Below are 14,067 nucleotides of genomic sequence, written 5' to 3' on the forward strand. Positions count from 1 at the left end.
GTATTATTTTGCGTGATTGGCTTTGACAATCTGATCAAACACACCGCCATTGTCAAAATGCTGTTTCTGAACCTTGGTCCAGCCACCAAATTCTTTATCAATGGTGACCAGTTTTAAGGACTTGAATACGGTACTGTATTGCTTTAATACATTCGCATTACGTGGACGGTAAAAGTTTTTCGCCGCCACAGTCTGTCCAGCAGGTGAATAGAGGTAATTTAAATAGGCTTTGGCCAGATGTTCATTACCATCTTTCTTGGCATTTTTTTCTACGATTGCCACGGGTGGTTCAGCCAGAATAGACAGAGAAGGAGTAATGATTTCAAATTTTCCCGGCTGTTCGCGGACGGCCAAATGTGCTTCATTTTCCCAAGCCAGTAATACATCCCCAATCCCGCGTTCAGCGAAAGTCGTGGTAGCACCACGTGCACCCGAATCCAGTACTTTGGTTTGTTTGTAGATTTGACGGACAAAGTCTTGTGCTTTGGCATCATTGCCACCTTTCTGGTGTTTGGCCCACGCCCAGGCAGCCAGATAATTCCAGCGTGCACCACCTGAAGTTTTTGGGTTCGGGGTAATAATGTCTACGCCTGGTTTAACCAGATCTCCCCAGTCTTTGATTCCTTTTGGATTGCCTTTACGGACCAGAAAGACAATCGTCGAGGTATAAGGCGTCGAGTTTTGCGGGAATTTCTTTTGCCAGTCTTTCGGTAGCAAACCACGTTCTGCAATTTCATCAATATCTGCTGCCAGTGCCAGTGTCACGACATCCGCATCCAGACCATCAATCACGGCACGGGCCTGTTTGCCTGAACCGCCATGTGACTGTTTATAGTTAATATCCTGACCGGTGGTTTTTTTCCAGTAAGCACTGAATTCTTTATTAAAGTTGTCGTACAATTCGCGAGTCGGGTCATAAGACACGTTCAGGAAATCTTTTGCTGAAACGCTTAAGGCGCTTGCTGAAAGTAGCGCTGCCAGTACCCCAATTTTTAATTTACGCGTGTTCATTTTTTGCCTCAAGTTTTTTAGCTTTTGTTAGATGAGGCAAGAATAGCTTGAGATTTTTTGCATAAAAAATAATTAAAAAAGAATTGGATGTGAGTAAAAAAGATATATAGGTGAAGCCTGAATCTGACTGCTCAATTTTTCATTTTAGAGGCTGCAAAATATGCTGTATTTAAAAAATGCCCAACAGGTCAGCCAGATAGATGTGCTGGATCGTGGCTTTCATTATGGTGATGGCTGTTTTACCACGGCCCGGATTCGGCATAACCGGATTGAATTATATGATCGTCATCTGGCACGTTTGCAAATCAGCAATCAAAAATTAAGCCTGAATGCCAATCTTGATCTGATTTCAGAAAGTTTACAGATTTTACGGCAGTCTGAACGTGAGCTGAATGGAACATTAAAGATTGTGCTGAGTCGTGGAATCGGTCAGCGCGGTTATAGCCTGCCGGATCATCCTGGAGATCTCTGGCTATTTTATTATCCTCAAGCCGTACAGGATTTTAAGTTTGAGCAGATTCAAAGTGGCATCTTACAGCAGGCATTAGGATTGACTATGCCGAGTCTGGTCGGACTAAAAACCTTAAACCGTCTGGAACAGGTTTTACTGAAACAGGAAGCCGATCAACGTGGCTGGCCTGAGGCCATGGTGACAGATGTACAGGGTGGTGTTGTCGAAGGGGTGAGCAGTAATTGTTTCATTCGTATAAACAATACATGGATTACGCCGGAACTTCGTTATAATGGCGTCTTCGGTGTCATGCGTGCAGAAATTCTACAACGTATGCAAGATCAGGGAATTAGCTGTCAGCAACGCTGTATCGATATGGATGAAATCAACCATATTCAGAGCCTGTTTTTCTGCAATGCACTCAGCCCGATGAAAATTGTCACGCAATTTGAGCAGCGCGCCTTGGATGGCGATGCTTGTATTGAACTTTTTAACCGTCTTCGATTAAATCAGATGTCTTAATATGTCAGCTTCCAAACCTAAAGCCAAAAAGAAAAATAAAGCGAGATTCTCCTCATCTTTCAAAGGAATTGCCTTAGTCCTGATGGGGATTGCTTTGATCTTGGCGTTGATCCTGAAAAGCAGTTTGTGGAAGGATTATCCTGTAGAAGGAAAAAAACAGCTGCTCGCGATTGAATCTGGTCAAACCTATTCCGGTTTTATTGATCGTCTGGCTAAAGAAAATCAGGTGAGTTTCCCGATCATTCTCAAACTGTATCAGCGCATCATGATTCATGACACTATGAAAGCGGGCGTGTATGAAGTGCGTCAGGGCATGAGCATCCGTCAGGTCTTGGAGATGATTTCCGATGCAGACAATGCCCAGATGAGCCGGATTCTGGTAATTGAAGGCACGACCTTTAAGCAACTGATTGATGCCCTGAAGAAAAATGATTTAGTCACCAAAGAAGTACTGCATCTGCCTACTGAGCAATTACTCAAAGAATTGAATATTCCGTTTTCACATCCTGAAGGGCTGTTTGCACCGGATACTTATTTCTTTGCCAAAGGTGAAACTGACCGTAAAATTCTGACCAATCTGTATCAGCGCCAGATGAAAGCACTGGATGAGGCGTGGGCGAAACGTGCAACTGATCTGCCGTATCAGAATAAATATGACGCGCTGATCATGGCCTCAATCATTGAAAAAGAGACCAGTGTGGATCGTGAATTGGAACAGGTTTCTGGGGTATTTGTACGCCGTTTAAAAATTGGCATGCGTTTACAGACCGATCCAACAGTGATTTATGGCATGGGTGACAGCTATAACGGCAATATTACTCGCAAGGATTTACGCACACCGACGCCGTATAACACCTATACCATTTCAGGTTTGCCGCCAACACCGATTGCCTTGCCAAGCAAGAAAGCCATTGAAGCAGCCATGCATCCGGATAATTCTGACAACCTGTATTTTGTCGCTACCGGTAATGGTGGGCATAAATTCACGAGCAATCTGAATGACCACAATAAAGCCGTACAGGAATATCTGACGATTTTACGCTCGAAAAATAAGGAATGAGTATGTTTATTAGCTTTGAAGGCACAGAAGGTGTAGGTAAAACCACGCTCATTCGTTCGATCTATGAAGATTTTATCGCACAGGGTAAAGATGTCATTTTGACTCGCGAACCGGGGGGAACACCAATGGCCGAGCAGATTCGCTCGCTGTTGCTGGCTGTAAACCATGAAGAAGCCATGGCGCATGATACCGAGCTGTTATTGATGTATGCAGCGCGTGCCCAGCATCTGGCACAAGTGATTCTGCCTGCATTAGCAGCCGGGAAAATTGTCCTGTGTGACCGTTTTAGCGATGCCAGCTTTGCCTATCAATGTGCAGGTCGGGGTCTCAGTGAAACAAAGTTGCAATTACTCAATGACCACTTTGTCGCACGCATGCCGGACATTACTTTCTGGTTAGAAGCGCCTATTGAATTGGGGATGAACCGAGCACGTGAACGTGGTGCGCTGGATCGCTTTGAACAGGAAAAAGTCACTTTCTTTGAGAAAGTGAGAGCGGGATATGAAACTTTATGGCAACGTCATCCTGAACGGATCAAACGTCTGGATGCAACTCAAACGCCTGAGCAGGTATTTGAGCAGGCCTTAAGTTATTTAAAATAAGCTTGGAATTAAAATACTTTTTATTTAATTTTTCTCTAGGTTTATCTATGAAGAATCTTCTATATTAAGGCTGATATAGAAGATTTTTTTAATAAGATGAAAACGACCAAAACAGAGATAGAACAATTTTTACAACAAGAATTTCCACAAAGCCTGGAGAAGTGCCGAATTGAGAAGGTTTCGCCGCGTGGAGCCACTCTGCTTTATCAGGTGAGATCAGAGGAATTGCGTCCAGGCGGCACAGTTTCTGGCCCAACCATGATGACCTTGGCGGATTTTGCTCTTTATGTCGCCATTCTGGGTGAAATTGGATTGGTCGGTTTGGCTGTCACGACCAATCTGAATATCAACTTCTTACGTAAACCTTCAGGTGGGACAGATATACGGGGAGAGTGTAAGCTGATCAAGGTCGGCAAGGCACTGATCGTGGGAGAAGTCTGGATTTATTCGATAGATCATGAAGAACCTGTGGCGCATGTGACCGGAACATATTCAATTCCACCACAACGTTAGATGTTTGAAAGTTAGATGACCACTCTAAATAGCCTAAGATACCTTTGAGCAGATAAAAATCTAAAAAGAAAAGGAGATATCACCCAAGGATGTTATCTCCATCCATTTTTAACAATTCACCAAAGGTGTTTCCACTTCAAAATTTGGTGGGACGAGGACAGTTTTGCGTAGTTCTGGTAGCAGCTCAGGATAATCCAGGGTGAAATGCAGACCGCGAGATTCTTTGCGGTGCATGGCGCAGCGCACAATCATCTCGGACACCAGCACCAGATTGCGCAGCTCGATCAGGTTTTTGCTGACCTGGTAATCCTGATAGTACTCGGTAATTTCTTTTTTTAGCATTTCAATACGATGCAAGGCACGTTCCAGACGCTTCGTCGTACGTACAATCCCGACATAGTTCCACATGGTTTGACGTAACTCGTCCCAGTTTTGCAGAATCACGACATCCTCATCCGGGTTGGTCACCTGAGAATCATCCCAAGCTGGTACTGCAGGAGTTGGCTGATCGGCCTTGAAATTTTTCTGAATGTGCTTGGCCGCACTCATACCATAGACAAAACATTCTAAAAGTGAGTTACTGGCCATTCGGTTAGCACCATGCAGACCGGTATAAGAGGTTTCCCCAATTGCATAGAGTCCGGCAATATCAGTCTGACTATTTTCATCAACTACGACACCACCGCAGGTGTAATGGGCTGCCGGAACGACTGGAATCATGTCTTTGGTAATATCGATCCCTAGTTCAAGCAAACGAGCGTATAGGGTAGGGAAGTGTTCTTTGACAAAGTTTTCATCTTTATGGGTGATGTCCAGCCAGACATGACGAATACCGAGACGCTTGATTTCGTAGTCGATGGCACGTGCCACAATATCACGCGGTGCGAGTTCAGCGCGTTCGTCAAAACGCAGCATAAAGCGTTCACCATCAGGCAGACGCAGATAAGCGCCTTCACCACGCATTGCTTCAGTGATCAGAAAAGAACGTGCTTGTGGATGATAAAGGCAGGTCGGATGGAACTGGTTAAATTCCATATTGGCGACCCGGCAGCCGGCACGATAAGCCATGGCAATACCATCACCCGTAGCAATATCCGGATTTGAGGTATATAAATAAGCTTTCATGGCACCGCCACAGGCTAGCGCGGTAAATGGTGCCAAGAAGGTATGCACTTTTTCAGTTTTTTCATCCAGTACATATAAACCCAGCGCGCGATTATCGCCGTCTAAACCGAGCTTTTGTGAACAGATCAGGTCAATCGCAATATAGTTTTCAAAGATTTTAATATTCTGTTTTTCTTGGGCACGTTGTACCAGAGTAGTGGAAATGGCACGACCCGTGGCATCGGCCGCATGAATAATTCGGCGCTGTGAATGACCACCTTCACGGGTAAGATGTAACTGTTCCTGTTCGTCGAGAGTAAATTGAACGCCGTGTTTCAGCAGGAAATCAACCGAGGGCTTACCGCCTTCTACCGTCTGTTTAACCGCATCCATTTCACACAGTTGCGCACCTGCAATCATAGTGTCATCAATATGCTGTTCAATCGAATCCATTTCATCCAGGACTGCGGCCACGCCGCCTTGCGCATAAAAGGTGCTGGCATCTGTCAGGGTAGATTTCGCCAAGACTGCAATATTAAAATGATCCGGGAGCGATAAGGCTAAACTTAAACCGGCACCGCCACTGCCCACAATAATGACGTCAAATTGATGGGTAAGGGATAAATTAGACATGTCCATCAGCTAATTTTAAAAAAAGTTTGGTAATAACAGCGCTTTTTTGTACAAAAGGCAAGCGTTGAAGTGCTCATTTATTGATGAAAAAAATTAATCAAAGCCTTAACTTAATGCTTTAATAGTGAGATATTGCCCAGAATAAAGTATTGAAACATATTATTACTTAAACTTTACAGTGTTTGTGATAAAACCTATTTACATAAATTTATCAACAATTTGAGTGAATAATTTATATGAAAATTCTAGACTTAAAAAAAGGATTATTTGCAGCGACCCTCACCATGAGTGCTGCACAGTTGCAGGCGGTCACGCCGGTTGATTTTTCAAATCTGGTCGAGCAGGTCAGTCCTGCAGTGGTCAGTGTCAATGTCGTTAAAAAAATGAGCGAAGAAGAGCTCTTACAACAACAAGTTCCGGAAATTCTGCGCCGCTTTTTTGGCAATCAGGTAATTATTCCGCAGCAGCGTATGCCGCAGGAAAAAACCGGTTATGGCAGTGCATTTTTTATCAGCAAGGATGGCTATCTGCTGACCAATCATCATGTGGTTGAGGATGCTTCCAAAGTTACCATTACCCTGAATGACCGTCGTGAAATTGATGCCACTGTTGTAGGGAGTGATGCACGAACTGACGTAGCTTTGCTTAAAGTTAATGGCTCGAATTTTCCAGAATTACGCACAGGAGATGTCGGACGCTTACGTGTTGGTGAGCCTGTTCTTGCCATTGGTTCGCCATTTGGCTTTGATTATTCTGCTTCTGCTGGAATTGTCAGTGCCAAAATGCGCAACATGATGGGTGAAACTGCAGTCCCTTTTATCCAGACCGATGTGGCTCTAAACCCAGGTAATTCCGGTGGCCCTCTGTTTAACCAGCGTGGTGAAGTGGTTGGAGTGAACTCACGGATCTTTAGTGGAACCGGTGGGTATATGGGTTTGTCCTTCTCGATTCCGATTGATGTGGCAATGGAAGTTGCAGATCAACTGAAGAAGAATGGTAAAGTGACCCGCTCTTATCTGGGCGTAAGTTTACAGGATATCGACCGTAACCTGGCCGAATCTTATAACCTGCCTAAACCAGAAGGTTCTCTGGTAACTCAGGTTGCACCAAACTCTCCGGCTGCACGTGCAGGTCTGCGTGCCAGTGATGTCATCTTGAAATACAACGGTACCCCAATTTCACGTACCAGTGAACTGTTGAACTATCTGAACCGTACTGCACCTCAGCAGCAGGTACAACTTGAAATCTTGCGTGATGATAAACGTCGTAGTATTGCAGCGACTTTAAGTGCGGCACCAGATGATACCCCGGCAAAAGCAGGCACACAGGCTCAACCAAACAAAGGACCAGTGATCGGAGTTTCAATTCGTGACTTAAGTCCAGCAGAGTTGGCGAGTCTGGAAATCAAAGGCGGTGTGGTGATTCAGGATGTACGTCCGGGTGGTATTGCAGCACAGGCACGAATCATGCCGAATGATGTGATCACTCAAATTAATAACCAGACAGTACTGAATTCAAATCAGTTTGTGCAGGAGGTGTCTGAACTGAAAAAGGGTAGCATCGCGCGCGTGACCTTGATTCGTCAGGGGCAGCTTGCGGTGGTCGGGATGCGTATCTCATAAAATTGCTAGATTTTTGTGAAAGACCGCTTGTATAAGCGGTTTTTTATTTTTTGCAATTTACCCCAGGGATAAATTCGGTAGACTCTATAGCCTTAAAATCATGGAAAGGATAACAGCAAAGTGAGTGGTATTTTTGATCTTTCTTTAAAGGTACAAGCCAAACATATTGATGGTTTGGGTCATGTGAACAATGTGGTCTATGTGCAATGGATGCAGGATGTCGCATCAGCTCATATTGAAAAACTGGGCTTGGGACTCAAGCAATATGTAGAGCTGAAACATGCCATGGTCGCAGTTGAACATCAGGTGCAATATCGCAAGGCAGCTTTTGAAGGAGACGAGATTATTCTGCGCACTTGGCTGAATGATATCAATGCCCTGTATTCCTTTAGACAATACGCATTTTATCGACCACAGGATCAAACCCTGTTATTTACCGGAAGTACGCAATGGGCCTGTATTGAAATGGCCACAGGGCGCCCAAAACGCATGTCACCAACTTTTACCCAGGCTTATCAGCCACTTTCAGAACATGTAAATCCTTTTGATTTTTCAACTTTACATCTGGATTAATGAGGCAACATTTTCCAGTTTGATCAGTACACTTTGATAATATTGATGAAGAAGTGGAGTTGGGGAGCTATTTTCTAATCATGGTGATCCAGACTTCATCTGACCGATGTGTACACGACATAGGGAATAAAGGAAAAAATATAATTCTTTTTCTAGATCACCATTCTGCTATAATCCTTCGCAATTTCTATTCGGCTTTTGTTATGTAATATTTTTAAATTACATAGCGCGTTTTTTTCTCAAGGTAACCCATGGCGCAAGCTAAAAAATCTGTTGATATTAAAAACATTCGTAACTTCTCGATTATTGCGCACATTGACCACGGTAAATCGACCCTAGCGGATCGCTTTATTCAAACTTGTGGCGGCTTGCAAGATCGTGAAATGCAGGCTCAAGTCCTTGACTCAATGGAGCTTGAGCGCGAACGTGGGATTACCATTAAAGCCACTTCGGTAACCTTGTACTATACTCATCCCAACGGTCAAGAGTATCAGTTGAACTTTATTGATACACCGGGGCACGTCGACTTCTCGTATGAAGTATCACGCTCGCTCGCTGCCTGTGAAGGTGCCTTGCTGGTTGTAGATGCAGCACAGGGCGTAGAAGCACAGTCTGTTGCCAACTGCTATACCGCAATTGAACAAGGTCTGGAAGTCCTTCCGGTACTGAACAAGATCGACTTGCCGCAAGCTGAACCTGAACGTGTGATTCAGGAAATTGAAGACATTATCGGGATTGAAGCCACAGAAGCGCCGACCTGTTCTGCAAAAACAGGTTTGGGTATTGAAGGTGTGCTTGAAACACTGGTCAATGTAATTCCTGCACCTGAGGGTGATCGCGAAGCGCCGTTACAAGCGCTGATTGTGGATTCATGGTTTGATAACTACCTTGGTGTAGTTTCTTTGGTTCGGGTCAAGCAGGGGCGTGTGCGTAAAGGCGACAAAATGTTGATTAAATCAACCGGTCAAACGCATATCATTACTTCCGTGGGGATCTTTAACCCGAAACATACTGAAACCGGTATGCTGGAAGCGGGTGAAGTTGGCTTTGTGATTGCTGGTATTAAAGATATTTTCGGCGCACCGGTTGGTGATACGATTACTCTGGCAGCGACACCTGAAGTGGCAACATTACCGGGCTTTAAAAAGGTGAAACCGCAGGTTTATGCCGGTCTATTCCCGATTGATGCCAGCGATTTTGAACCTTTCCGTGAAGCATTGCATAAACTGCAAATCAATGACTCGGCCTTGTTCTTTGAACCTGAAAGTTCAGATGCACTCGGGTTTGGTTTCCGCTGCGGCTTCTTGGGCATGCTGCACATGGAGATCGTACAGGAACGTCTGGAACGCGAGTACGATCTTGACCTGATTTCTTCTGCGCCAACTGTAATTTATGAAGCGGTGATGAAGAATGGACAGACGATTTATATCGACAGTCCATCCAAAATGCCTGATGGTTCAACGGTTGAAGATCTGCGTGAACCGATTGCTGAATGTCATATCCTTGTGCCGCAAGAGTACTTGGGTAATGTTATGACATTGTGTGTTGAGCGCCGTGGTGTGCAAAAAGACATGAAGTTTATGGCGAATCAGGTTTCTATTACTTTCGAAATTCCAATGGCCGAAGTGGTCATGGACTTCTTTGATAAATTGAAGTCTTGTTCACGTGGTTTTGCATCACTCGACTATAATTTTGTCCGTTTTGAAAGCTCATCTTTGGTAAAAGTAGATGTGCTGATTAATGGTGAAAAAGTCGATGCCTTGGCGATGATCTGCCACCGTAATGATGCACGTCATCGTGGTATTGCACTGGTTGAAAAAATGAAAGACCTGATTCCACGTCAAATGTTTGATGTCGCGATTCAGGCAGCAATTGGTGCCCAAATTATTGCACGTTCGACTGTGAAAGCGATGCGTAAAAACGTATTGGCGAAGTGTTATGGTGGTGACGTGTCACGTAAGAAAAAACTTCTGTCTAAACAGAAAGAAGGTAAGAAACGCATGAAACAGGTGGGTAGCGTAGAAATCCCGCAAGAAGCGTTCTTAGCCGTATTAAAAGTCGAACGCTAAAATAATAAGGATATAAGCCCATGGATTTTGATTTTAATTTGATTCTTGTGCCTGCGACCCTGTTTTTTGTCGCAGTGTGGTTGCTAGACAAGTTTGTTTTGAAACAAAGACAAACCCGAGGCAAGGGCCATGAGAATTTCATTATCACCTGGGCTTATGACTTTTGGCCGGTACTGACCATTGTGCTGGTACTGCGTTCATTTTTATATGAACCTTTTAATATTCCATCCGATTCGATGGTGCCGACGCTGGAAACCGGCGATTTTATTCTGGTGAATAAATTTGACTATGGCATCAAACTGCCTATGGTCAATACCAAAATTATTGATACCGGCAGTCCGGAACGTGGTGATGTGGCAGTGTTCCGTTATCCACCGCAACCGACCATCAGTTATATCAAGCGTATTGTCGGCTTGCCAGGCGATCATATTGTTTATGATCATGGCCAGTTGAGCATTAATGGTGAAAAAGTAGCGAAAGTTCCAGTAGAATTTAGCCGCGAAAAAGACCGTTTAGATACTCCAAATGCCATTTATCATAAAGAAACCTTGGGTGAGCATACCTTTACCATGCGTGAGCTGGAAGGCGTGAATGTCGCTCGTCAGGCACCTTTTATTAACTACTTGGAAAATGGTAAATATTCAGGTGAAAATGGTTTATATTGGGAAGTGAAAGTACCAGAAGGTCATTACTTTGCGATGGGGGATAATCGCGATCAGAGTGCTGACAGTCGTTTCTGGGGGCTTGTTCCGGAAGAAAACTTAACAGGTCGTGCCTTCTATATCTGGATGCATAAAGAACCTGGCTTTAAATTGCCATCGTTTGGTCGAAACGGAACAATCGATTAATTGTTTCAATCAGGAAAATAAAAATGAGACATCAACAAGGTGCTTCTTATATTGGGGTTTTAATTGCAATCGTGGGCTTTGCATTTCTTGCAAAAGTGGCGATTGCGGTGTGGGGACCATACTTCGATGATCGTATGGTCGATGGTGAGATTGAGGCGCTGTTAAAAAATGCTCCAGCCAATATAACGCCAGAAACATTCCGTCAACAGATGAGTCAGCGTTTAGAAATGAATAATATTCGTGATCTGAAGTTTGATGAAATTGCCAAAGTCACCAATACCGATGGTTTACAGGTGCACAAGAATTATGAAATTCGTAAAAATTTCATAATGAATATCGATTTAGTGATGAAGTTTGAGAAAGAGTTTGATCAAAGCACAGTCAAAGCTAAATGATGAACGTCTTGCCAAACGGATCGGCTATCAGTTTAAACAGGCTGATTTGCTGAAACTGGCATTGACTCATCGTTCAGTCAGTCATAAACACAACTACGAGCGCCTGGAATTTCTGGGCGATTCTCTTTTAGGGATGATCATTGCGAATTATCTTTTTAATGCCTATCCAAGTGAAAATGAAGGCCGGTTGACGCGTATGCGTGCAACCCTGGTTCGTCAGGAAGCATTAGGAAAAATCGCCAATGATTTAAAACTGAGCCAGAATTTAATTCTCAGTACCGGTGAATTGAAATCTGGTGGTCATCATCGTGAGTCTATACTGGCAGATACAGTAGAAGCCATTATTGGCGCAATCTATGTCGACTGCGGTGATCTCACTGTGCTAGAACCGATTGTGTTAAAATGGTACGAACCCTATTTAGATCATATTGAGCCCACAGATCAGCTTAAAGATCCTAAATCTCGCTTACAAGAGTATTTACAAGCACGTAAGAAACCTCTCCCAGTTTACGAGGTTGTAGATATTCAAGGTGATGCACCCAATCAGCATTTTAAAGTGGAATGCCAGATTGCGGGATTGCCGACTATGCAAGGCGAAGGCGCGAGTCGGCGTTTTGCTGAACAAGCCGTTGCGGCGGATATTTTGAAACTTTTGGAGCATAAGTCTTAATGACTACTCATTCCGATCACATTGATGCTGATCACGAGTCGCAAAGCGACAGTCACGACCTTATTAGTCAATTTTTTAGTGCGCAAGGCACCGAAATCCCATCAGATTATCGTAGTGGTTTTGTTGCTATTGTAGGTCGCCCGAATGTGGGCAAATCTACCTTAATGAACCATATTTTGGGTCAAAAACTTTCGATTACCTCACGTAAACCGCAAACCACACGTCATAAAATTGTGGGGATTGATTCACGTGAAAAATCTCAGGCTGTATTTGTTGATACACCGGGGATGCATAAAAAAGAAGTCCGTGCCATCAATAAAATGATGAACCGTGCGGCACATTCGGCTTTGCGCGATGTGAACCTAGTTTTATTCGTGGTGGATGCACAAAAGTGGACGCCAAATGATGACCTGGTACTAGAAAAGCTGAAAAATGCAGAGATGCCAGTGATTCTGGTGATTAACAAGCTGGATACCTTTGAAAACAAGAACGAAGCTTTGCCGCTGATTCGTGAACGCGAAAAGCTGATGAACTTTGCAGAAATCGTACCGGTATCTGCACTTCGTGGTGCCAATCTTGAACATTTACGTGACACGATCGCCAAGTATCTTCCATTCCAGCCACCACTGTACTCGCTGGATCAACTGACCGATCGTTCAGAGCGTTTCCTGGCCTCTGAAATTATCCGTGAAAAGATCATGCGTCAGCTGGGTGAAGAGCTTCCATATGATTTGACCGTTCAGATCGAATCCTTTAAAACTGAAGAGCCGGTCTTGAATGAAAAAACCGGTCGTATGAAAGCCGCCTGTACCTATATTGATGCCACGATTTTTGTCGATCGTCCAAGCCAAAAAGCCATTGTGATTGGCGAGAAAGGTGTCAAACTGAAAAAAATCGGTATGGATGCGCGTCTCGACATGGAAAAAATGTTCGAGCAAAAAATCATGCTGACCCTTTGGGTGAAAGTCAAAGGTGGCTGGTCTGATGATGAGCGTGCATTAAAAAGCTTAGGTTATAGTGATATCTAAGCAATAAGTTTGATAAGACCTTTTAAGGAATTCCGTGATGATGAAAGTGTTGGCAGTGGTTGCATGTGTTTTATTTCTGCAAGGCTGTATTCATAAAGTGGTCACGGTTCCTGTTAAAGTGGCTTATAAAACCACAAAAGTCGCAGTCAAAGGCACTGCGGCTGTTGTGGGTGCAGTGATCCCGGATGGGGATGACGAAGAAGATGATAAAAAATCAAAAAAAGATAAGGATTAAAGTGCCCGCTTATGCGTAACGAAGTACTGCATGGTTATCTGATTCATCATCGTAAGTACCGTGAACGCAGTCATATTGTGCATTTATTTACCCAAGAATATGGCAGGGTAGATGGTATTCTCAGGCAAATGCCACCACCGCAATACCAGCCCATTCGCTTGCAAGCTTCAGGTAAATCCGAACTCAAAAATTTTACTAAACTGGAAATTGTTAATCAGCCGATTTTCTTTTTTGGCGATGCCTTTTTTTCAGGTTTTTATCTGAATGAAATTTTGCTGCGCTTATGCCCACTTGAAGTGGAAATGCCGCAAACCTTTGCTAAATATGCAGAGACCTTAACCGCATTGCAGCAATTATCCGCACAATCCAACCCGAATTTATATTTAAAACAGATCTTGCGCCAGTTTGAGCATGTTTTGCTGGAAGAGCTCGGTTATGGTCTGGATTTTTCGGTAGATGCCAATCAGGCGCAGATTGATCCACTACAGCACTATTATTTTCAGCTCAATGCCGGCTTTATGCCATCGGCTAAGGCCTTGCGCTCCACTATCTCCGGTCAACAGATTTTAAGCATGTTGATGTATGAAAATGGTGGGGATTTTAATCCGGAACAGTTACAATTACTGACGAAACTGTATCGACAGGTGATCACGGCTTTGCTCGGTGATCGACCATTAAAGAGTCGACAACTCTGGATTCAAAACTCTCAATCTCAATCGTAATTAGGAAAA

General features: G+C 43.8%; 15 protein-coding genes. 13 read left to right on the top strand and 2 right to left on the bottom strand.

The window, feature by feature from the left end:
• Positions 1 to 3 precede the first annotated feature (3 nt).
• Positions 4 to 1,011, bottom strand: a complete 1,008-nt coding sequence (locus NI466_RS01285; RefSeq protein WP_191112700.1) for a sulfate ABC transporter substrate-binding protein — start codon at positions 1,009 to 1,011, stop codon at positions 4 to 6.
• Between the two features lie 160 nt (positions 1,012 to 1,171).
• Between NI466_RS01285 and pabC the strand changes: the two genes are divergently transcribed.
• The 4 genes from pabC to NI466_RS01305 all read left to right on the top strand — a co-directional run bounded on the left by pabC (position 1,172) and on the right by NI466_RS01305 (position 4,159).
• The gene (gene pabC, locus NI466_RS01290; protein ID WP_253172461.1) at positions 1,172 to 1,984 is read left to right on the top strand and encodes an aminodeoxychorismate lyase; all 813 of its coding nucleotides are present in this window, start codon (positions 1,172 to 1,174) and stop codon (positions 1,982 to 1,984) included.
• A 1-nt stretch (position 1,985) separates the two neighbouring features.
• Positions 1,986 to 3,044, top strand: coding sequence for an endolytic transglycosylase MltG (gene mltG / locus NI466_RS01295; RefSeq protein WP_224215560.1), 1,059 nt, complete (start codon positions 1,986 to 1,988; stop codon positions 3,042 to 3,044).
• Between the two features lie 2 nt (positions 3,045 to 3,046).
• Positions 3,047 to 3,646 (top strand): dTMP kinase, encoded by a 600-nt coding sequence (gene tmk, locus NI466_RS01300; protein WP_004645627.1) that lies wholly within the window; start codon positions 3,047 to 3,049, stop codon positions 3,644 to 3,646.
• A gap of 96 nt (positions 3,647 to 3,742) precedes the next feature.
• Positions 3,743 to 4,159: a PaaI family thioesterase gene (locus NI466_RS01305; RefSeq protein ID WP_114540887.1), complete on the top strand. Its 417-nt coding sequence runs from the start codon at positions 3,743 to 3,745 to the stop codon at positions 4,157 to 4,159.
• A gap of 108 nt (positions 4,160 to 4,267) precedes the next feature.
• On the opposite strand, the gene nadB is transcribed toward NI466_RS01305, so the two are convergent.
• On the bottom strand, positions 4,268 to 5,902 hold the full coding sequence (nadB, locus tag NI466_RS01310; RefSeq protein ID WP_253172462.1) for an L-aspartate oxidase: 1,635 nt from the start codon (positions 5,900 to 5,902) through the stop codon (positions 4,268 to 4,270).
• A 230-nt stretch (positions 5,903 to 6,132) separates the two neighbouring features.
• On the opposite strand from nadB, the gene NI466_RS01315 reads away from it, so the two are divergent.
• The 9 genes from NI466_RS01315 (at position 6,133) to recO (ending at position 14,058) form a co-directional block, all read left to right on the top strand.
• Positions 6,133 to 7,518 (top strand): Do family serine endopeptidase, encoded by a 1,386-nt coding sequence (locus NI466_RS01315; RefSeq protein WP_005247518.1) that lies wholly within the window; start codon positions 6,133 to 6,135, stop codon positions 7,516 to 7,518.
• 120 nt (positions 7,519 to 7,638) lie between these two features.
• Entirely contained in the window at positions 7,639 to 8,091 is a 453-nt protein-coding gene (locus NI466_RS01320) for an acyl-CoA thioesterase (RefSeq protein ID WP_180037168.1), read from the top strand.
• A gap of 251 nt (positions 8,092 to 8,342) precedes the next feature.
• A complete protein-coding gene (lepA, locus tag NI466_RS01325; protein ID WP_004731667.1) occupies positions 8,343 to 10,160 on the top strand; it encodes a translation elongation factor 4 in 1,818 nt (605 codons plus the stop codon).
• A gap of 20 nt (positions 10,161 to 10,180) precedes the next feature.
• Entirely contained in the window at positions 10,181 to 11,008 is an 828-nt protein-coding gene (lepB, locus tag NI466_RS01330; protein ID WP_129717231.1) for a signal peptidase I, read from the top strand.
• Positions 11,009 to 11,031: 23 nt separating this feature from the next.
• Positions 11,032 to 11,403, top strand: a complete 372-nt coding sequence (locus NI466_RS01335; RefSeq protein WP_243475045.1) for a DUF4845 domain-containing protein — start codon at positions 11,032 to 11,034, stop codon at positions 11,401 to 11,403.
• Positions 11,375 to 12,073, top strand: coding sequence for a ribonuclease III (rnc, locus tag NI466_RS01340; RefSeq protein WP_004279062.1), 699 nt, complete (start codon positions 11,375 to 11,377; stop codon positions 12,071 to 12,073). The genes NI466_RS01335 and rnc overlap by 29 nt, the downstream gene beginning before the upstream one ends.
• Positions 12,073 to 13,101, top strand: a complete 1,029-nt coding sequence (gene era, locus NI466_RS01345; RefSeq protein ID WP_004279061.1) for a GTPase Era — start codon at positions 12,073 to 12,075, stop codon at positions 13,099 to 13,101. Before rnc ends, era begins: the two co-directional genes overlap by 1 nt.
• Positions 13,102 to 13,138: 37 nt before the next feature.
• Positions 13,139 to 13,336 carry an NF038104 family lipoprotein gene (locus NI466_RS01350; RefSeq protein ID WP_004645619.1) on the top strand — a complete coding sequence of 66 codons (198 nt, stop codon included), beginning with the start codon at positions 13,139 to 13,141 and terminating at the stop codon, positions 13,334 to 13,336.
• A gap of 11 nt (positions 13,337 to 13,347) precedes the next feature.
• Entirely contained in the window at positions 13,348 to 14,058 is a 711-nt protein-coding gene (recO, locus tag NI466_RS01355; RefSeq protein ID WP_005247507.1) for a DNA repair protein RecO, read from the top strand.
• Positions 14,059 to 14,067: the final 9 nt, after the last annotated feature.

It is taken from the genome of Acinetobacter lwoffii, from assembly GCF_024129595.1.
GTDB classification, from domain to species: Bacteria; Pseudomonadota; Gammaproteobacteria; order Pseudomonadales; family Moraxellaceae; genus Acinetobacter; species Acinetobacter lwoffii_O.